This window comes from Streptomyces sp. NPDC047917 (assembly GCF_043204345.1).
Taxonomy (GTDB): Bacteria; Actinomycetota; Actinomycetes; order Streptomycetales; family Streptomycetaceae; genus Streptomyces; species Streptomyces sanglieri.
In genome coordinates this window covers 195,613-214,264 of the sequence record NZ_JBIDCA010000003.1, presented here as the reverse complement: position 1 = coordinate 214,264, position 18,652 = coordinate 195,613, and the positions used below count along the sequence as shown (strand labels likewise).

Below are 18,652 nucleotides of genomic sequence, written 5' to 3'. Positions count from 1 at the left end.
AAGATGACAAGCAGTCAGGCGGCCCCCGCCGCCGTCAAGATACTCATCGCCGGAGGCTTCGGCGTCGGCAAGACCACCCTGGTGGGCGCGGTCAGCGAGGTCGCGCCGCTGCGCACCGAGGAGTACCTCACCAAGGCCAGCATCGGGGTCGACGACCTGGCCGGTGTCGGCCAGAAGGACACCACCACCGTGGCGCTGGACTTCGGCCGCATCACGGTCAGTCCCGAGCTGGTGGTCTACCTCTTCGGCACCCCGGGCCAGGAACGCTTCTGGTTCATGTGGAACGACCTGGTCAACGGGGCGCTCGGCGGTGTGGTGATCGCCGACACCCGCAGGCTGGAGACGAGCTTCGCCTCGATCGACTTCTACGAGAGCCGGGACATCCCGTTCGTCGTCGCGATCAACTGCTTCCACGGCCACAACACCCGCACCCCGGACGAGATCAGGGCCGCCCTCGACCTCGACCCGCACGTGCCGCTGCTGATCGGTGACGTCCGCGACCGGCCGTTCGGCCGGGACGTGCTGCTGGCCCTGGTCGACCACCTGATGAGCCTGCCCGTCGCCGCCGGCTGACCGCCCGCGCCCCGTAACTCCCCGCACCTTTCCCGCTCTGGAGACACCTGATGGCAACACCCCTGCGCGTCCTGATTCACGGCGGCGGCATCGGCGGGCTCACGCTCGCCACCGCGCTGGCCCGGCGCGGCCACACCGTCGAGATCGCCGAGCTCCGCGACGAGGTGGACGCGCTCGGCGTCGGCATCATCCAGCCGTCCAACGCCCTCCATGTCATGCGGGAGATCGGGGTCCTGGACGACTGCCTGGCGGCGGGCTTCGAGTGGGAGGTCCTGACCATCGCCGACCCGGCCGGCAACACGCTCGCCGAGATACCCCAGCCCCGGATGGGCGACGCCCCCTCCAACAACGGCATCCCGCGCCCCGCCCTGGCCCGGGTGCTGAACTCCGCCGCCGTCGCAGCGGGTGCGAAGATCCGCTTCGGCACCACCATCACCGAGCTGACCGACGACGGCTCCGGCGTGGACGTCACCCTGTCCGACGGTTCCTCGGGCCGCTGGGACCTGGTGGCCGGCTTCGACGGCATCGGTTCGCCGCTGCGCACCCGGCTCTACGGGGACCACTACACCCCCGAGTACACCGGCTTCGCCAACTGGCGGGTGACGGTCCCCCGGCAGCCGCAGGTGCGGGGCGTGGTGATGGGCACCGCGGGCAAGGACGCGAAGGCGCTGCTCACCCCGATCACCGAGGAACTGATGTACCTGGGCGCGGTGTTCGCGGAGTCCGAGGACTTCCGGCCGGACCCGGAGCGGGCCCACGAGCAGTTGACGGAGCGCCTCGCGATGTTCTCCGGGCCGGTCGCCGAGGCGCTCGGCACCGTCACCGACCCGGCCTCGGTGGTGTACTCGCGGATCTCCCAGGTGACGGTCGAGGAGCCGTGGCACGTCGGCCGGGTGGTCCTGGCCGGTGACGCCGCGCACGCCTCCACCCCGCACATCGCGCAGGGCGCGGCGATGGCCGTCGAGGACGCGCTGGTGCTCGCCGAGTCGCTGGACGCCGGGTCCGACGTGGCCGCGGCGCTCGAAGCGTGGGAGGCGCGCCGCCGCCCCCGGGCCATGTGGGTGCAGGCCATGTCGCGTGCGGTGCTCAAGCAGGAGACGGGCAACGGGACGACGCCCGAGGAGGACGAGCTGCTGAAGGTCGGCATCCCGGGCGCGGCGCACGTGCTGGTGAAGCCGTACTGACCGGCGCCGACACACGCCGTTGAACCCGTACGGGCCCGGATCGCCGGGCCCGTACGGTGCGTTCAGGGCAGTACCGCCACCCCGTCGATCTCGACCAGGGCCTGTTCGTCCCAGAGCCTGGCCACGCCGATGACCGCCATCGCCGGGTAGTCGCGGCCCGCCAGCCGCCGCCAGATCCGGCCCAGTTCGGCGGACCGTTCGCGGTAGTCGGCCACATCGGTGGCGTACACGGTGACCCTGGCGAGGTCCGCCGGGGCGCCGCCCGCCGCGCGCAGGGCGGTGAGCAGATTGGTGAGCGCGGTGGCGAACTGCTCGGGCAGGCCGTCACCGACGATCTTGCCGCCCTCGTCGAGGGCGGTCTGCCCGGCCAGGAAGACGAGCTGGCTGCCGGTGGCCGTGACGGCGTGCGAGAAACCCGTGGGCGGTGACAGGTCTACGGGGTTGATCCGGTGGACCGGACTCATGCGGACGCCTCCCGGGTCGCGTACAGCTCCTTGGCGATGATCGTGCGCTGGACCTCGCTGGCGCCCTCGTAGATCCGTGGCGCGCGGACCTCCCGGTAGAGGTGTTCCAGGAGGTGACCTCGGTGCAGGGCGCGGGCGCCGTGCAGCTGGACGGCGGTGTCGACGACGTACTGCGCGGTCTCGGTGGCGTACAGCTTCGCCATGGCGGCCCGGCGCGGCACGCCGGATTCCCCCGCGTCGTATCCGGCGGCCGCCGCGAACACCAGGAGCCGGGCGGCCTCGGTCCGGGTGGCCATCTCGGCGACCTGGTGCGAGACGGCCTGAAGGTCCTTCAGCGGGCCGCCGAACGCGGTGCGGTGGGCGGTGTGCTCCACGGTGGCGTCGAGGGCGGCGCGGGCCATGCCGACGGCGAACGCGCCGACACTGGGGCGGAACAGGTTGAGGGTGTCCATGGCGACCCGGAAGCCCCGGTCGGGTTCGCCGAGCACGTCGTCCCGGGTGACCGGGACTCCGTCGAAGGCCAGGGCCCCGATGGGGTGCGGCGAGAGCATGTCGAGGGCGGTGCCGGTCAGTCCGGGGCGGTCGGCGGGGACCAGGAACGCGGTGACGCCCCGGGCGCCGGCGCCCGGGGTCGTGCGGGCGAACACGGTGTAGAAGTCGGCCTCGGGGGCGTTGGAGATCCAGCACTTCTCGCCGGTCAGCCGCCAGCCGCCGGGGGCGGGGCCGGCGCTCAGGGCGAGGGCCGCCGCGTCGGAGCCCGCACCCGGTTCACTGAGCGCGAAGGCGGCGACGGCGCGGCCGGCCCGCACCTCGGGGAGCCAGCGTTCGCGGTGGGCGGGGGTGCCCGCCCGGAGCAGCGGGTGGGTGCCGAGGCCCTGGAGGGCGAGTGCGGTCTCGGCCTCGGTGCAGCCGCGGGCCAGGGACTCGCGGAGCAGACAGAGGTCGAGGGCGCCCGAGCTCAGCATCCGGTCGAGCAGCCCCGCCCCGCCCAGTGCGGCGACCAGGGGGCGGTTGACGTGTCCGGGGGCGCCCTTCTCGGCGAGGGGGCGCAGTTGTTCTTCGGCAAGGGTTCTTAGCTCTTCACACCAGGCGGTCTGTGCCGGATCGAGTGAGAATGCCGTCATACGGGCGCCTCTCTGGTCGCGTCTCGTCTTCCCGGTCTCTCGTTCCCGTTTTTCCCGTCCGTGTTCCTGCCCGTTCTCCCGTCCGTTCGATGTCCCGTATCCCGTCCGCCCGAATTCCTGCCCACCCGCTCTATCGCGGACCGTTGACTACCGTCACCCAAACGATACGCTCCAGAGGCGACAAGGGGGCGAGCCGTCATGGACCCGAAGACCTCAGCGCACGTCGACACCTTCGCCAGGGAGCACCTGCCACCGAAGGACCAGTGGCCGGAACTGCTCTTCGGCCTTCCCGAGCTGCAGTACCCGGACCACCTCAACTGCGCGGCGGAACTGCTGGACCGTACGGCCGAGCGCTTCGGCCCCGACCGCCCCGCCTTCCGCACCTCGGACGGCACGGTCTGGAGCTACCGGGAGCTGCGGGAACGGGTGGACCGGATCGCCCATGTCCTCACCTCCGACCTGGGGGTCGTGCCCGGCAACCGGGTCCTGCTGCGCGGCCCCACCACCCCGCTGCTGGCCGCCTGCTGGCTCGCGGTGCTGAAGGCCGGCGCGATCGCCGTCACCGTGCTGGACCGGCAGCGGTCCGCGGAACTCTCCACCATCTGTTCCATCGCCCGGGTGAGTCACGCGCTGTGCGACTCCCGGGCGGTCGACGACCTGGTGAAGGCCGGGGTGCCGGGGCTGCGGATCACACCGTACGGAGGTGACGGACCGGACGATCTGCTGCGTCTGGCCGAGGCCAGGACCGGGCCGTACGAGGCCGTGCGTACGGCGGCGGACGACGTCGCGCTGATCGCGTTCACCTCGGGCACCACCGGACGCCCGAAGGGCTGCATGCACTTCCACCGGGATGTGCTCGCCATCGCCGACACCTTCTCGGCCCATGTCCTGCGGCCCACCCCCGACGATGTGTTCGCGGGCAGCCCGCCGCTCGGGTTCACGTTCGGCCTCGGTGGTCTGGTGGTCTTCCCGCTGCGGGCCGGCGCCAGTGCCCTGCTGCTCGAACAGTCCGGCCCGGCGCAGTTGCTGCCCGCGCTGGCCGCCCACCACGTCTCGGTGCTGTTCACCGCGCCGACCGCCTACCGCGTGATGCTCGACCACATGGACCACCACGACGTCAGCGCCCTGCGGCGCTGCGTCTCGGCCGGGGAGAACCTCCCGGTCGCCACCTGGCGTTCGTGGCACGAGCGGACCGGATTGCGCATCATCAACGGCATCGGTGCCACCGAGCTGCTGCACATCTTCATCTCGGCCGCCGACGACGCGATCCGGCCCGGCACCACCGGAGTCCCCGTCCCCGGCTGGCAGGCCCGGGTGCTGGACCGGGACGGCCGCCCGGTGCCGGACGGGGAGCCCGGTCTGCTCGCGGTGCGCGGCCCGGTCGGCTGCCGCTATCTCGCCGACGAACGCCAGCGGGACTACGTGGCACACGGCTGGAACCTCACCGGGGACACCTACGTGCGCGATCCGGACGGCTACTTCCGCTACGTGGCCCGCGCCGACGACATGATCATCTCCTCCGGCTACAACATCGCGGGCCCCGAGGTCGAGGACGCCCTGCTGCACCACCCCTCGGTGGCCGAGGCCGCGGTGGTGGGCCGGGCGGACGAGCTGCGCGGCCAGATCGTGGTGGCGTACGTGGTGCTGCGCGAGGGCGCCGGGACGGCTGCCGACGAGCTGCGCGCGTACATGAAGACCGAACTGGCCCCGCACAAGTGCCCCCGCGTCATCGAGTTCCTGCCCGCCCTCCCCCGCACCGCCACCGGCAAGCTCCAGCGCTTCCGGCTGCGGGAGGGCTGAACCGGGCGCCGAATCCACCGGCCCGGAAAAAGCGCGTGCCGCGCTCCCCGCGCACCCGGCAGGATGAACCATGCCCTGGACCTTCACCGATGACGTCGACGCCTTCCTCGACACGGCCGGCGCCTCACTGGCCGCCCGGCCCGCCGAGAACACCCAGATCCTGACCGTCACGGAAACCCTGCGGCTCCACGGCCCGCACGCCTACGGCGACGCCGCCCCGCTGCTCGGCTGGTGGCGCGGGGCGGCCGGCGAGGTCGCGGGGACGCTGGTGCGGACCCCGCCGTACCCGACCCTGCTGGGATACGTCGCCCCGGAGGCGGTCGGCCCGCTGACCGCCGCGCTCCCGCTGACCCGGATCAACGCGGACCGGACCACCGCCGAGCGGATCGCCGCCGGCCGGCCCGGTCACCGGGTCGAGCAGGAGCAGCGGCTCTACCGGCTGGCGACGCTGATCCCGCCCTCCCCGGTCCCGCCGGGACGGTCCAGGGCCGCGGCCGCCGCCGACCGGGAGCTGCTGGTGCGCTGGGTCCGCGACTTCGCCGGAGGGACCGGCCAGTCCGGTGCCCACGCCGAGCGGCTGGTCGACGAGCGCATCGCGTCCGGCGGGCTGGCGCTCTGGGAGGACGACGGCGTCCCGGTGTCGATGGCCGGGGTCTCGCCACGGATCGCCGGGATGGTCCGGGTCTCCACGGTCTACACCCCGCCGGAGCGCCGCGGCCGGGGCTACGCGGCAGCGGTGACGGCGGAGATCAGCCGGGCGGCGAGGGAGGCCGGCGCGCAGGAGGTGCTGCTCTTCACCGACCTCGCGAACCCCACCAGCAACGGCGTGTACCGCCGCATCGGCTACCGGCCGGTCTCGGACCGGCTGCTGATCAGCGTGGCGGAGCGGTGAGCGGGAAGCCCGAGCCGGTCTGGCTGGTCGCCGCGAACGTGGTGCTGTGGCGGCGGTACGGGGATCTCGGCCAGGAGCAGCGGCCGGGCACGAAGGCGTACCGGGGCGGCGCGAAGGTGTACGTCGTGGGCACCTGGCCGGGGGTGGGGCACCAGCAGCTGACCACGGTGGGGCACGGGCGGCACACCGGACACTGGATCACCATCGACACCGGTGTCCGTCATCTGCACACCTTCCGGGCGCGGTTGGTGTACGCCCCGGCGGTGCTGAAGCGGTGCGACGGCCGGGGCCCCGGCACGCGGGAGGAGGCCGCGGAGCTGGCCGCGCTGCTGGAGCGGATCGCCCGCGAGGAGCGGCACGCGCACCACGCGGCGCCGCATCCGCAGGGGTGCCTGTGCCACGAGTGTCTGCCCGTCACTCCAGGGTGAGCCGCGGCTTCGGGGCGTCCGTGCGGCCCGTCGGCGGGGTGCGGCTGCCCGCGCGGTACGGCAGCGGCCAGGGCGCGCCCGGCCCCTCGTAGCCCTGCTCGGCCGCAGCGTGCAGCGTCCACTGCGGGTCGTAGAGGTGGGGGCGGGCCAGGGCGCAGAGGTCGGCCCGGCCCGCGAGCAGCAGGGAGTTGACGTCGTCCCAGGAGGAGATCGCGCCGACCGCGATGACGGGCACGCACAGGGTGTTGCGGATCAGGTCGGCGTACGGGGTCTGGTAGGAGCGGCCGTACTCGGGGTGTTCGTCGGGGACGACCTGGCCGGTGGAGACGTCGATGGCGTCGGCCCCGTGGGCGACGAAGGCGCGGGCGATCTCGACGGCGTCCTCGGCCGTGGTGCCGCCGTCGGCCCAGTCGGTGGCGGAGATCCGGACGGTCATGGGCCGGTCGTCGGGCCAGACGGCGCGGACCGCGTCGAAGACTTCGAGGGGGAAGCGGAGCCGGTTGCTCAGCGGTCCGCCGTACTCGTCGGTGCGGTGGTTGGTGAGCGGCGAGAGGAAGCCGGAGAGCAGGTAGCCGTGGGCGCAGTGCAGTTCGAGCAGGTCGAAGCCGCAGTGGTCGGCGCGTCGGGCCGCTGCCGCGAACTGCTCGCGCACGGCGTCGAGTCCGGGCCGGTCCAGGGCGTGCGGGACCTGGTTGACGCCGTCCGCGTACGGAATCGGGGAGGCGGCGGCGAGCGGCCAGTTGCCGTGGTCGAGGGGTTGGTCGATGCCCTCCCACATGAGTTTGGTGGAGCCCTTGCGTCCGGAGTGGCCGAGTTGTACGCCGATGGCGGTGCCGGGCGCTCCCACGTGGACGAAGTCGGTGATCCGGGTCCAGGCGGCGGCCTGTTCGGAGGTGTAGAGCCCGGTGCAGCCTGGGGTGATGCGGCCCTCGGCGCTGACGCACACCATCTCCGTCATGACGAGTCCGGCGCCGCCGAGCGCGCGGGCGCCCAGGTGGACGAGGTGGAAGTCGCCGGGGACGCCGTCGACGGCCGAGTACATGTCCATGGGTGAGACGACGACGCGATTGCGGAGTTCGAGGCCGCGCAGCCGCAGCGGGGTGAACATCGGCGGGATGCCCGGCGGGCAGCCGAACTCCGTCTCGACGGCGGCGGTGAAGGAGGCGTCGCGCAGCCGCAGATTGTCGTGGGTGACGCGGCGGCTGCGGGTGAGGAGGTTGAAGGCGAACTGGCGGGGCGGCTGGTCGACGTAGGTGCCGAGCTCCTCGAACCAGCGCAGGCTGGCCGCGGCGGCCCGCTGGGTCGATTCGACGACCGGGCGGCGCTCTGCCTCGTACGCGGACAGGGCCTGCGGCAGGTCGGGCTGTTCCTCGACGCAGGCGGCGAGGGCCAGGGCGTCCTCCACGGCGAGTTTGGTGCCGGAGCCGATGGAGAAGTGCGCGGTGTGGGCGGCGTCGCCGATGAGGACCGTGTTGCCGTGCGACCAGTGGGCGTTGACGACGGTGCGGAAGGTGAGCCAGGAGGAGTTGTTGGAACGCAGCGGCCGGCCGCCGAGCGCCTCGGTGAAGATCTTGGCGCAGCGCAGCGTGGAGTGCTCGACCTCGCAGGTGTCGAATCCGGCGGCCCGCCAGACCTCCTCGCGCATCTCGACGATGACGGTGGAGGCGTCGGCGGAGAAGGGGTATCCGTGGAGCTGCATCACTCCGTGGGCGGTCTCGGCGGTCTCGAAGCGGAAGGCGTCGAGAGCGAAGTCGGCGGCGAGCCAGATGTAGCGGCAGCGGTGGGTGGTGAGGCGGGGGCCGAAGATGTCGGCGTGGGCGGCGCGGGTGAGGCTGTGCACGCCGTCGGCGGCGATCACCAGGTCGTGGGTGGCGGCCAGTTCGGCGGCGGGCGGGGCCTCGGTGCGGAAGCGGAGGCGCACGCCGAGGGATTCGCAGCGCTCCTGCAGTATCCGCAGCAGCCTGCGCCGGCCCAGGGCTGCGAAACCGTGGCCGCCGGACGTCTGGGTGGTGCCCCGGTGGACGATGTCGATGTCGTCCCACCGGACGAATTCTTCCCTGAGGGCCCGGTACACGACGGGGTCGGCGTGTTCGATGCCGCCGAGGGTCTCGTCGGAGAGGACGACGCCGAAGCCGAAGGTGTCCTCGGGGGCGTTGCGCTCCCAGACGGTGATCTCGCGCTCCGGGTCGAGCCGCTTGAGCAGGGCCGCGGCGTAGAGCCCGCCGGGGCCGCCGCCGACGACCGCGATGCGCCGCACACCGGGCCGGGGCGCACCGGCTGCCGCTCCGGTACGGGTCACGCCGGTGCGGGCCGCGCGGGCCGTCGCCGCTTCGGAGGGCATCGTGCTACCTGCCCCGCCACTTCGGGGGCCGCTTCTCGGTGAAGGCGGCGTGGAATTCCGCGTAGTCGTCGCCGTGCATCAGCAGGGCCTGGGTGGCGGCGTCCATCTCGACCGCGGCGGCGAGCGGCATGTCGAGTTCGGCGGTGAGCAGTGCCTTGGTCTGGGCGAGTGCGAGGGCGGGTCCGTCGGCGAGGCGGCGGGCGAGCGCCGCCGCCCGTACGTCCGCCTGGCCCTCTTCGGTCAGCTCGCTGATCAGACCGATGCGTTCCGCTTCGGGTGCCCGGACCGGTTCGCCGAGCATCAGCAGCCGGGTGGCATGGCCGAGGCCGACGACGCGTGGCAGCAGGTAGGCGGCGCCCATGTCGCCGCCGGAGAGGCCGACCCTGGTGAAGAGGAAGGCGAAACGGGCCGACGGGTCGGCGATCCGGAAGTCGGCGGCCAGCGCGAGAACCGCCCCCGCGCCCGCGGCCACCCCGTGTACGGCGGCGATGACGGGGAAGGGGGTCTCACGGAGGGCCCGCACCACCTGCCCGGTCATGCGGTTGAAATCGAGGAGCTGGGCGGTGTCCATGGCGAGCGTCGCGCCGATGATGTCGTCGACGTCTCCGCCGGAGCAGAATCCGCGGCCCTCCCCCGCGAGCACCAGCGCTCGCACGCTGCGTTCGCGGGAGAGTTCGGCGAGCAGATCGCGCAGGTCGGCATAGGCGCCGAAGGTGAGCGCGTTGAGTTTCTCGGGCCGGGCGAGCGTGACGGTGGCAACCCCGTCGTCCGTCGTCAGCCGCAGATGGCGCCAGTCGTCCGTGTGCGGGGCGGAGCTGGGAAACGGGCTCATGGAGGGGGCTCCCCTTCAGCCGTCGGGCTGCTACCTGCCCCCGAACTTATCACTCGTACGTGACTTCCGTCACGAGCACGCGATATGCGGAGCGTGAGAACTCAGTGGCCAACGTCCCTTTGATACCGGTCGACAGTCCCTTGTCTGTGTCGTTGCGGTTCGTAAGGTTGAAACCGAGAAGTCTTGACCGCCAGAGAGTCCCGCACCCCACGCGGGCGACCGCACCCGACCCCGAGCCCCGGAACGGAAACCATGCCGTGCCCACCGATGTCCCCTTCCCCGCCTCCTGGCGGATCGCGCTGCCGCATTCGACCGCGGCCGTACCGATCGCCCGCGCCCTGATCCGTACCGCACTCGCGGACATCGACGCGCCGGCCGACACCGACACCGCCGAGCTCCTCACCGCGGAGCTGGTCGCCAACGCGGTCGAGCACACCCGGAGCGACGAGCCCATCGAGCTGGTGGTGGAGCTCCTGCCGACCGGCTGCCAGGTCGAGGTGCACGACCGCGATCCCGCCCCGCCGGGCGGCCTGTCCTTCCCCCGGCCCGGCGCCGAACCGGACCCCTGGCAGGAACACGGCCGGGGCCTGCTGCTGATCCGTACGCTCAGTTCGTCCTGCGGACACCGCACGACGGAGCACGGCAAGGCGGTGTGGTTCACGCTGCCGTCCCTCACGCCTCAGAGCTGAGCGCCACCCCGGAGCAGACCCGACGCCGGCGGCCCCGGCCTCAGCCGGTCGCGCCGACGCCCGCCAGCCGGGAGCGGCTGCGGCCGTAGAAGGCGTATACCGCCGCGCCGGCCAGCAGGAAGACGGCGAACTGGATCCAGGTCCGCAGGCCCGTCCCGTACATCAGGTACACGCAGAAGCCGACGCCCAGGAGCGGGCTCAGCGGATAGAGCGGAACCCGGAACGAGCCCCGCACCTCCGGATTGCGGCGCCGCAGCACGATCACCGCGATGTTCACCGCGACCATGGTGGCCAGGGTGCCGATGGTCGTCAGGTTCACCACCACGTCGAGCGAGGCGAAGGCCGCCGGGACAGCGAAGACGACCGCCACGATCCAGGTGTTGGCGACCGGCGTCGACGTGCGCGGCGAGACCCGCTCGAAGACCCGTGGGATCAGTCCGTCCCGGGACATCGACATCAGGATGCGGGTCTGCCCGTACATCACCGCGAGCACGACCGAGGCGATCGCGACGACCGCGCCGAAGGCGATGACTCCGCCGCCCGCGGTCGAGCCGGTGACCTGGTCGACGACGATCGAGAGCGCCGCCGGCCGGTCGGCGACGGCCTTCGGCCCCAGTGCGCCGATGGCGGCGAGCGCGACCGCGCAGTAGAGCAGGGTGACCAGACCGATGCAGACCATGATCGCGACAGGGATGTTCCGTCGCGGGTTCTTGACCTCTTCGCCCGCCGTGGTGATGGCGTCGAAGCCGATGTACGAGAAGAAGGCCAGCGACGCGCCGGCCGTGACCCCGCCCGCGCCGTGGGCGAAGAACGGCGCGAGGTTTCCGCGCTCGAAGGCGGTGAAGGCGATGACGCAGAAAAGGACCAGGATGGTGATCTTGAGGACCGCCATCGCGGCGGTGGCCCCGGCGCTCTCCCGGACGCCGCGCACCAGCAGGGTCGCGGCCATCATGACCACCAGCACGGCGGGCAGATTGATCACCCCGCCGTCGCCGGGCCCCGCCGAGAGCGCGGCCGGCAGCTGCGCGCCGAACAGGCTGTCCAGCAGCTCGTTGACGTACTGGCTCCAGCCGACGGCGACCGCGGAGACCGAGACGCCGTACTCCAGCAGCAGACACCAGCCGACGAGGAACGCGACGCGTTCGCCGAGGGTGGCGTAGGCGAAGGAGTAGGAGCTGCCGGAGACCGGGATGGCACTGCCCAGCTCGGCGAAGGAGAAGGCGGTGAAGATGCAGGTGATGGCGGCCAGCACGAAGGAGAGCACCACCGCGGGGCCCGCCTCGGCGACGGAGTCGGACAGGCCGACGAAGATACCCGTCCCGACGACGGCGCCGACACCGAAGCACACCAGCTGGAAGAGCCCCATGGTGCGCTTGAGGCCGTGCCCCTCCAGGTCGGCGCCGGACTCGGCGATCAGCTGGTGGGGGTTCTTGATGCGCGGCCCGGACGGGTGCGGGGGGCTCGGTGGGCGCAGCGGACTCACGGGGGATGGTCTCTTCTCTGGTGGAGCATGTGGGGGGGGCGTGCGTCTGGGCTGTGGGGGCTCCGGCGACACACAGAGAAATGGGGTTCGAGCGTGCGAGCTCGAACCCCACCAAGAGGCAACATATTAGTCACCTTTACGCATGTTCACCCAATCGGGCGCATGGTCATGCAGCCGACCGGCCGCCGGCCGCCAGGGTCGCCACCAGAACGGCCTTGATCGTGTGCATCCGGTTCTCCGCCTCGTCGAAGACGACCGAGTGCGCGGACTCGAAGACCTCGTCGGTGACCTCCAGCTCCGTCAGTCCGTAATCGGCCTCGATCTGCCGCCCGACCCCGGTGCCGAGGTCGTGGTAGGCGGGGAGGCAGTGCAGGAACTTCACGTCGGCGTTGCCGGTGGCGCGGAGCACGTCCATGGTCACGCGGTACGGCGCCAGGGCCTCGATGCGCTCGGCCCAGACCTCCTTGGGCTCACCCATCGAGACCCAGACGTCGGTGGCGACGAAGTCGGCGCCCCCGACGCCCTCGGTGACGTCCTCGGTGAGGGTGACGGTCGCGCCGCTCCCGACGGCCAGCCGGCGGGCCTCGGCGACGATCCCCTCGGCGGGCCAGTACGCCTTCGGCGCGACGATCCGTACGTCCATGCCGAGCAGGGCGCCGGTGATCAGGTAGGAGTTGCCCATGTTGAAGCGGGCGTCGCCGAGGTAGGCGAAGGCGATCCGCTCCAGCGGCTTGACGCTGTGCTCGGTCATGGTGAGGACGTCGGCGAGCATCTGGGTCGGGTGCCAGTTGTCGGTGAGCCCGTTGAACACCGGCACGCCGCCGTGGGCGGCCAGCTCCTCCACGGCCGCCTGGCTGTCACCGCGGTACTCGATACCGTCGAACATCCGGCCGAGGACGCGGGCCGTGTCCTTCACCGACTCCTTGTGCCCCAGCTGGGAGCCGGAGGGGTCCAGATAGGTCGTCGAGGCGCCCTGGTCGGCGGCGGCCACCTCGAAGGCGCAACGGGTCCGGGTCGAGGTCTTCTCGAAGATCAGCGCGATGTTCCTGCCGCGCAGCCGCTGCGCCTCGGTCCCCGACTTCTTGGCGCTCTTGAGCTCGGCCGCGAGCTCGATCAGGCCGCGGAACTCCTCGGCCGTGAAGTCCAGCTCCTTGAGGAAGTGGCGGCCTGCGAGGTCTATGGCCATGGGACAGCTCCTGGGTCGGGCGGGGATCGCACGTACGGTAATTCTGGAAGTCTATACGACACCATGCATCGCTATACGGAGACGGGTGCGCCGAGGCGCGGCCGCGCACCCCGCCGCGACCCGCTCCACTCCCGTGAACCCGTTCGCGCCCCCGCGTACCTCTGTGCGGCCCGGCCGTGCCTACACCGGGTCGCGCACCACCGGGCAGCTCATGCAACGGGGGCCGCCCCTGCCCCGGCCCAGTTCACTGCCGCGGATCTCGATGACCTCGATGCCTTCCTTGCGCAGGAAGGTGTTGGTGGTGGCGTTGCGCTCGTACGCGACGACGACGCCCGGCTCGACGGCCAGCACGTTGCAGCCGTCGTCCCACTGCTCGCGCTCGGCGGCGTGCACGTCCTGGGTGGCGGTGAGGACCCGGATCGAGTCCAGCCCCAGGGCGTGCGCGATCGCCTGGTGCATGTGCTCGGGCGGATGGTCGGTGACCTTGAGGTCCCTGGGCCCCGCGCCGGGCTCGATGGTGTACGAGCGGAGCATGCCCAGCCCGGCGTACTTGGTGAAGGTGTCGCCGTCGACCATCGTCATCACCGTGTCGAGGTGCATGAACGCCCGGCGCTTGGGCATGTCGAGCGCCACGATCGTATGGGCCGAGCCGGCGTCGAACAGGCCGCGGGCCAGCATCTCCACCGCCTGCGGAGTGGTGCGCTCGCTCATCCCGATGAGGACGGCACCGTGCCCGATGACCAGGACGTCGCCGCCCTCGATGGTGGACGGGTAGTCGTCCTGCCCCTGGGACCAGTGGTGGAAGGCGCCCGCCTCGGGGCCGGTGAAGAGGGGGTGGTGGCGGTAGATCGCCTCGAAGTGCACGGTCTCGCGCTGCCGGGCCGGCCAGCGCATGGCGTTGATGGACACCCCGTCGTATATCCAGGCCGAGGTGTCCCGGGTGAAGAGGTGGTTCGGCAGCGGGTCCAGCAGGAAGTCGTCCAGGTCCATGACGTGGAAGCGGACGGAGGTCGGCTCGCTGTTGCCCGCCAGGAACTCCCGCTTGGTCATGCCGCCGACCAGCGCGTCGGCCAGCTCCGCGCTGGGCAACTCCTCGAAGGCGGCCCGCAGGTGCTCGGTGGCGAGCGGTCCGTACTCCTTCTCCTCGAAGACCCGGTCCAGGACGAGCCGTCTGGCCACCGGGATGTCCAGCGACTCACGGAGCAGATCGCCGAAGAGGTGCACCTCCACCCCGCGGTCACGCAGCACGTCCGCGAAGCCGTCGTGCTCCTGGCGGGCCCGGCGGACCCAGAGCACATCGTCGAAGAGGAGCGCGTCCTTGTTGCTGGGGGTGAGCCGCTTCAGTTCCAGATCCGGGCGGTGCAGAATGACGCGGCGCAGCCGCCCGGCCTCGGAGTCGACGTGGAATCCCATGTCTCCATCCTCACCGTGCGCGGGCCGGTGAACCCTGCGAATCGCCAGCGGGTTTTCCGTTGATCACTCCGGATCGCTCCGGATCGCCCGGGAAAACCCACCGACGCCTCCGCGAAACCCGCCGGCGACGCTCCGCCGCCTGCCGCGACCCGCCTCACAGGCGCGGGTCGACCGGCTCCGACTCCAGGGCCAGCACCGCGAACACCGCCTCGTGGACCCGCCACAGCGGCTCCCCGTCGGCCAGCCGGTCCAGCGCTTCGAGCCCCAGCGCGTACTCCCTCAGCGCCAGCGAGCGCTTGTGGCCGAGGAACCTGTCGCGCAGCCGCTCCAGGTTCTCCGGGCGGGTGTACTCGGGGCCGTAGATGATCCGGAGGTACTCCCGGCCGCGCACCTTGATGCCCGGCTGGACCAGCCGTCCCTTGCCGTCCCGTACGAGCGCGGCGAGCGGCTTGACGACCATGCCTTCGCCGCCGCGGCCGGTCATCTCCAGCCACCAGTCGACCCCGGCGCGCACCGATGCCTCGTCCCCGGTGTCGACGACGAGCCGGCGGGTGACCTGGAGGAGCCCCGTCGGGTCGTGCTCGACCAGCCGGTCGAGCCAGGCCAGCTGCTCGTCGTGCGGTACGGAGGCCAGCGAGCGGCCCTGCACGGCGAGGATCTGGAACGGCGCGAGCCGCACCCCGTCCAGGCCCTGGGTGGACCAGCAGTACCGGCGGTACGCCTCGGTGAACGCGGTGGCGTCCTCGGCCCGGCCCCGCTGGCGCTCCGCGAGCGGACCGACGTCCACACCGCGGGCGGCCGCCGCCGCGAGGGCCGCGTTGGCCTCCGGGAGGACGGCGCCGGACGCGGCACCGACCGCGGCGTACTGCGAGCGCAGCAGCCCGGCCGCCTTGAGCGACCAGGGCATCAGCTCGGCGTCGAGCAGCACCCAGTCGGTGCCCCACTCCTCCCACAGTCCGGCGGCGGTGACGGCGGTACGCAGCCTGCCGAGGATCGCCTCGGTGAGCGCGGCGTCGTCGAGGAACGGCCGTCCGGTACGGGTGTACAGCGCCCCGGTCGGACCGCCCGCGGCGCCGGGGGTGCCGCCGACGCCGAACCGCTCACGGGCGGCGGCCGCGTCCCGGCAGACCAGCACCACCGCACGCGATCCCATGTGCTTCTCCTCGCACACGACCTCGGTGACACCGTCGGCCCGGTACTGCGCGAAGGCCTCGGCCGGGTGCTCCAGATAGCCGTCCTCGCGCGAAGTGGCGGTCGGCGCCATGGTCGGCGGGAGGTAGCCGAGCAGCTGGGGGTCGACGGCGAACCGGCTCATGACTTCGAGGGCTGCGGCGGCGTTCTCCTCGCGGACCGCGACGCGGCCCATGTGCCGGGTCTCGACGATCCGCCGGCCCTGCACATCGGCGAGGTCCAGCGGGCGTCCCTCCCGGCCGCCGGGCGCCTCGGTGGCCAGCGGCTTGGCCGGCTCGTACCAGACCCGCTCGGCCGGTACGTCGACGAGCTCGCGCTCGGGCCAGCGCAGCGCGGTCATCTTCCCGCCGAAGACCGCTCCGGTGTCCAGGCAGATGGTGTTGTTGATCCAGGAGGTGCTGGGCACCGGGGTGTGGCCGTAGACCACGGTGGCGCTGCCCCGGTACTCCTCGGCCCAGGGGTAGCGCACGGGCAGGCCGAACTCGTCGGTCTCACCGGTGGTGTCCCCGTACAGGGCGTGCGAGCGGACCCGTCCGGAGGTGCGGCCGTGGTACTTCTCGGGCAGCCCGGCGTGGCAGACGACGAGCCTGCCGTCGTCGAGCACGTAGTGGCTGACGAGCCCGTCGATGAACTCGCGCACCTGCTCGCGGAAGGCCGGGTCCTTCTCGTCCTCCCGCTCCAGCTGCTCGATGGTCTCGGCGAGTCCGTGGGTGTGCTGGACGTTGCGGCCCTTGAGGTAACGGCCCAGCTTGTTCTCGTGGTTGCCCGGTACGCACAGGGCGTCGCCCGCCGCCACCATGGCCATCACGCGGCGCAGCACTCCGGGGCTGTCGGGACCGCGGTCCACGAGGTCGCCGACGAAGACGGCCGTACGCCCTTCGGGGTGCGTGCCGTCGATGTAGCCGAGCTTGCCGAGCAGGGACTCCAGCTCGGAGCTGCAGCCGTGGATGTCGCCGATGATGTCGAAGGGGCCGGTGAGGTGGCGCAGGTCGTTGTAGCGGCGCTCCAGCACCACTTCGGCCCGGTCCGCCTCCTCCTCGGTGCGCAGGATGTGCACCTTGCGGAAGCCCTCGCGCTCCAGGCCCCGCAGCGAACGGCGCAGTTCGCGGCGGTGGCGCTGGATGACGTGGCGCGGCATGTCGGCACGGTCGGGGCGGGCCGCGTTGCGCGCGATGCAGACCTCCTCGGGCAGGTCGAGGACGATCGCGATGGGCAGCACGTCATGGCTTCTGGCCAGCTGGACGAGCTGCCTGCGGCTCTCGGACTGGACGCTGGTGGCGTCCACGACGGTCAGCCGCCCGGCCGCCAGCCGCTTGCCCACGATGTAGTGCAGTACGTCGAAGGCGTCCCGGCTGGCGCTCTGGTCGTTCTCGTCGTCGGCGACCAGGCCGCGGCAGAAGTCCGAGGAGACGATCTCGGTGGGCTTGAAGTGCTTGCGGGCGAAGGTGGACTTCCCGGAGCCGCTGGCCCCGATGAGGACCACGAGGGAGAGGTCGGTCACCGGCAGCGTGCGTGCGGTACTGGTCATGCGGCATTCGCCTCCTTCTCGGTCCGGGTCCCGCTCTGCTTCGCGGTCTCGCCGGCCGTGGTCTGGGTGAACACGGCCATCTGTGTGGGCGGTCCCACCTCGGGGTCGTCCGTCCCCACGGGTACGAAGTCGACCGCGTACCCGTGCCGCTGCGCCACTTCCCGGGCCCAGCCGCGGAATTCGTCCCTGGTCCATTCGAACCGGTGGTCGCCGTGGCGCGCGTGCCCGGCGGGCAGGGTCTCCCAGCGGACGTTGTACTCGACGTTCGGTGTGGTCACGAGCACGGTCCGCGGACGGGCCGAGCCGAACACCGCGTACTCCAGCGCGGGCAGTCGGGGCAGATCGAGGTGCTCGATCACCTCGCTGAGCACGGCCGCGTCGTACCCCTTGAGCCGCTTGTCGGTGTAGGTGAGGGAGCCCTGCCGGAGGGTGACCCTGGCCGCCTGCCGCTCGCCCATCCGGTCCAGCTTGAGCCGTCGTGACGCGAGGGTGAGGGCACGCATGGAGACGTCGACGCCGACGATCTCGGTGAAGGCCACGTCCTTGAGGAGCGCCTGCACCAACTGGCCCTGGCCGCAGCCCAGGTCGAGGACCCGGCTCGCGCCGGCGGCCCGCAGCGCTTCGAGAACGGCGGCGCGGCGCTGCTCGGCGAGCGGGACCGGCTTCTCCTCGGTGTCGGTCGTCTCGTCGACCGCGTTGTCGATGCTCTCGACGTCGAGGTCGTCCGACTCGGCGAGCCGCACCAGTTCGAGCTGCTGCATCGCCTGGCGGGTCAGCCCCCAGCGCCGGGACAGATAGCGGCTGGTGATCAGCTTCTGCTCGGGGTGGGTGGCGAGCCAGCCCTCGCCCGCGCGCAGCAGCTTGTCCACCTCGTCCGGCGCGACCCAGTAGTGCTTGGCGTCGTCCAGCACCGGCAGCAGCACGTAGAGCTGGCGCAGGGCGTCCGCCAGCCTCAGCTCGCCTTCGAGGACCAGCCGTACGTACCGGGAGTCCCCCCACTCCGGGAACTGCTCGTCCAGCGGTACCGCCACGGCGTCCACGCTCGTCCAGCCGAGCGGACCGAAGAGCTTGCGCACCAGCTCCGCACCGCCTCGGGCCGGAAGCGCCGGCACCTCGATCCGCAACGGCATCGGCGTCCGCACGCGCTCGGGCAGCGCACGGCACACCCCGTTCAGCGCGGACTTGAAGACCGCGCTCATGGCGACGGACAGCAGCGAGGAGGCCGCGTACGGGCGGTCGTTGACGTACTGCGCGAGCGCCGCGTCGGGAGCGCCTCCCCTGCCCCTGCCCTTGCCGCGGCGCACCAGCGCCACGGGGTCCACCTCCAGCAGGAGCGCCGCGGTGCAGCGCTCGGCGGATGCCTCGGGGTAGAAGACATGCGCGGTGCCGTGTGAGGTGGAGAACGCCTGCGCCTTCTCGGGGTGCTTGTGCAGCAGAAAACCGAGGTCGGTCGCCGGGCGTTCCAGGTCGCCGGTCGTGCTGATTGTCAGGAACACATGTCTGAGTATGGTCTGCTCCACACGC

The 18,652-nt window shown here is 72.0% G+C and carries 15 protein-coding genes; 6 read left to right on the top strand and 9 right to left on the bottom strand.

What is annotated here, in order from left to right; translation table 11 throughout:
- Positions 1-3 precede the first annotated feature (3 nt).
- Both ACGF8B_RS07915 and ACGF8B_RS07910 read left to right on the top strand, forming a co-directional pair.
- A complete protein-coding gene (locus ACGF8B_RS07915; RefSeq protein WP_259933666.1) occupies positions 4-573 on the top strand; it encodes an ATP/GTP-binding protein in 570 nt (189 codons plus the stop codon).
- 50 nt (positions 574-623) lie between these two features.
- The gene (locus ACGF8B_RS07910) at positions 624-1,757 is read left to right on the top strand and encodes an FAD-dependent monooxygenase (RefSeq protein ID WP_392735778.1); all 1,134 of its coding nucleotides are present in this window, start codon (positions 624-626) and stop codon (positions 1,755-1,757) included.
- Between the two features lie 62 nt (positions 1,758-1,819).
- On the opposite strand, the gene ACGF8B_RS07905 is transcribed toward ACGF8B_RS07910, so the two are convergent.
- Positions 1,820-2,221 (bottom strand): RidA family protein, encoded by a 402-nt coding sequence (locus tag ACGF8B_RS07905; protein ID WP_317868165.1) that lies wholly within the window; start codon positions 2,219-2,221, stop codon positions 1,820-1,822.
- Positions 2,218-3,345, bottom strand: a complete 1,128-nt coding sequence (locus tag ACGF8B_RS07900; protein WP_392735775.1) for an acyl-CoA dehydrogenase family protein — start codon at positions 3,343-3,345, stop codon at positions 2,218-2,220. The genes ACGF8B_RS07905 and ACGF8B_RS07900 overlap by 4 nt, the downstream gene beginning before the upstream one ends.
- 198 nt (positions 3,346-3,543) lie before the next feature.
- Here ACGF8B_RS07900 and ACGF8B_RS07895 point away from each other — a divergent pair, with 198 nt between their 5' ends.
- The 3 genes from ACGF8B_RS07895 (at position 3,544) to ACGF8B_RS07885 (ending at position 6,465) form a co-directional block, all read left to right on the top strand.
- Positions 3,544-5,145, top strand: a complete 1,602-nt coding sequence (locus tag ACGF8B_RS07895; RefSeq protein ID WP_392735773.1) for an AMP-binding protein — start codon at positions 3,544-3,546, stop codon at positions 5,143-5,145.
- A 70-nt stretch (positions 5,146-5,215) separates the two neighbouring features.
- A complete protein-coding gene (locus ACGF8B_RS07890) occupies positions 5,216-6,037 on the top strand; it encodes a GNAT family N-acetyltransferase (RefSeq protein WP_392735772.1) in 822 nt (273 codons plus the stop codon).
- On the top strand, positions 6,034-6,465 hold the full coding sequence (locus ACGF8B_RS07885) for a hypothetical protein (protein WP_392735770.1): 432 nt from the start codon (positions 6,034-6,036) through the stop codon (positions 6,463-6,465). Before ACGF8B_RS07890 ends, ACGF8B_RS07885 begins: the two co-directional genes overlap by 4 nt.
- Here the strand turns inward: ACGF8B_RS07885 and ACGF8B_RS07880 are convergent.
- Entirely contained in the window at positions 6,452-8,806 is a 2,355-nt protein-coding gene (locus ACGF8B_RS07880; RefSeq protein ID WP_392735767.1) for a bifunctional salicylyl-CoA 5-hydroxylase/oxidoreductase, read from the bottom strand. The genes ACGF8B_RS07885 and ACGF8B_RS07880 overlap by 14 nt on opposite strands.
- A gap of 4 nt (positions 8,807-8,810) precedes the next feature.
- Positions 8,811-9,638 carry an enoyl-CoA hydratase family protein gene (locus ACGF8B_RS07875; protein ID WP_392735764.1) on the bottom strand — a complete coding sequence of 276 codons (828 nt, stop codon included), beginning with the start codon at positions 9,636-9,638 and terminating at the stop codon, positions 8,811-8,813.
- A 257-nt stretch (positions 9,639-9,895) separates the two neighbouring features.
- Here ACGF8B_RS07875 and ACGF8B_RS07870 point away from each other — a divergent pair, with 257 nt between their 5' ends.
- Positions 9,896-10,327, top strand: a complete 432-nt coding sequence (locus ACGF8B_RS07870; protein WP_342279310.1) for an ATP-binding protein — start codon at positions 9,896-9,898, stop codon at positions 10,325-10,327.
- A gap of 40 nt (positions 10,328-10,367) precedes the next feature.
- Here the strand turns inward: ACGF8B_RS07870 and ACGF8B_RS07865 are convergent, their stop codons facing one another.
- From ACGF8B_RS07865 to ACGF8B_RS07845, 5 genes are all read right to left on the bottom strand, one after another.
- Complete coding sequence (locus ACGF8B_RS07865) at positions 10,368-11,810, bottom strand: amino acid permease (RefSeq protein WP_392735762.1); 1,443 nt, start codon at positions 11,808-11,810, stop codon at positions 10,368-10,370.
- Positions 11,811-11,976: 166 nt separating this feature from the next.
- Positions 11,977-12,996, bottom strand: coding sequence for an ornithine carbamoyltransferase (gene argF, locus ACGF8B_RS07860; RefSeq protein ID WP_392735760.1), 1,020 nt, complete (start codon positions 12,994-12,996; stop codon positions 11,977-11,979).
- A gap of 180 nt (positions 12,997-13,176) precedes the next feature.
- Positions 13,177-14,409 carry an arginine deiminase gene (locus ACGF8B_RS07855; protein WP_124721096.1) on the bottom strand — a complete coding sequence of 411 codons (1,233 nt, stop codon included), beginning with the start codon at positions 14,407-14,409 and terminating at the stop codon, positions 13,177-13,179.
- A 154-nt stretch (positions 14,410-14,563) separates the two neighbouring features.
- Entirely contained in the window at positions 14,564-17,128 is a 2,565-nt protein-coding gene (locus tag ACGF8B_RS07850) for a polynucleotide kinase-phosphatase (RefSeq protein WP_392735758.1), read from the bottom strand.
- Entirely contained in the window at positions 17,125-18,624 is a 1,500-nt protein-coding gene (locus ACGF8B_RS07845; RefSeq protein WP_392735756.1) for a 3' terminal RNA ribose 2'-O-methyltransferase Hen1, read from the bottom strand. The genes ACGF8B_RS07850 and ACGF8B_RS07845 overlap by 4 nt, the downstream gene beginning before the upstream one ends.
- Positions 18,625-18,652: the final 28 nt, after the last annotated feature.

Excerpts from the sequence above, each read along its gene's own strand:
- ACGF8B_RS07900 (WP_392735775.1), bottom strand. The coding sequence starts at position 3,345 with ATGACGGCATTCTCACTCGATCCGGCACAGACCGCCTGGTGTGAAGAG.
- argF (WP_392735760.1), bottom strand. The coding sequence starts at position 12,996 with ATGGCCATAGACCTCGCAGGCCGCCACTTCCTCAAGGAGCTGGACTTC.
- ACGF8B_RS07875 (WP_392735764.1), bottom strand. The coding sequence starts at position 9,638 with ATGAGCCCGTTTCCCAGCTCCGCCCCGCACACGGACGACTGGCGCCAT.
- ACGF8B_RS07890 (WP_392735772.1), top strand. The coding sequence starts at position 5,216 with ATGCCCTGGACCTTCACCGATGACGTCGACGCCTTCCTCGACACGGCC.
- ACGF8B_RS07910 (WP_392735778.1), top strand. The coding sequence starts at position 624 with ATGGCAACACCCCTGCGCGTCCTGATTCACGGCGGCGGCATCGGCGGG.
- ACGF8B_RS07915 (WP_259933666.1), top strand. The coding sequence starts at position 4 with ATGACAAGCAGTCAGGCGGCCCCCGCCGCCGTCAAGATACTCATCGCC.
- ACGF8B_RS07855 (WP_124721096.1), bottom strand. The coding sequence starts at position 14,409 with ATGGGATTCCACGTCGACTCCGAGGCCGGGCGGCTGCGCCGCGTCATT.
- ACGF8B_RS07905 (WP_317868165.1), bottom strand. The coding sequence starts at position 2,221 with ATGAGTCCGGTCCACCGGATCAACCCCGTAGACCTGTCACCGCCCACG.
- ACGF8B_RS07895 (WP_392735773.1), top strand. The coding sequence starts at position 3,544 with ATGGACCCGAAGACCTCAGCGCACGTCGACACCTTCGCCAGGGAGCAC.
- ACGF8B_RS07880 (WP_392735767.1), bottom strand. The coding sequence starts at position 8,806 with ATGCCCTCCGAAGCGGCGACGGCCCGCGCGGCCCGCACCGGCGTGACC.
- ACGF8B_RS07850 (WP_392735758.1), bottom strand. The coding sequence starts at position 17,128 with ATGACCAGTACCGCACGCACGCTGCCGGTGACCGACCTCTCCCTCGTG.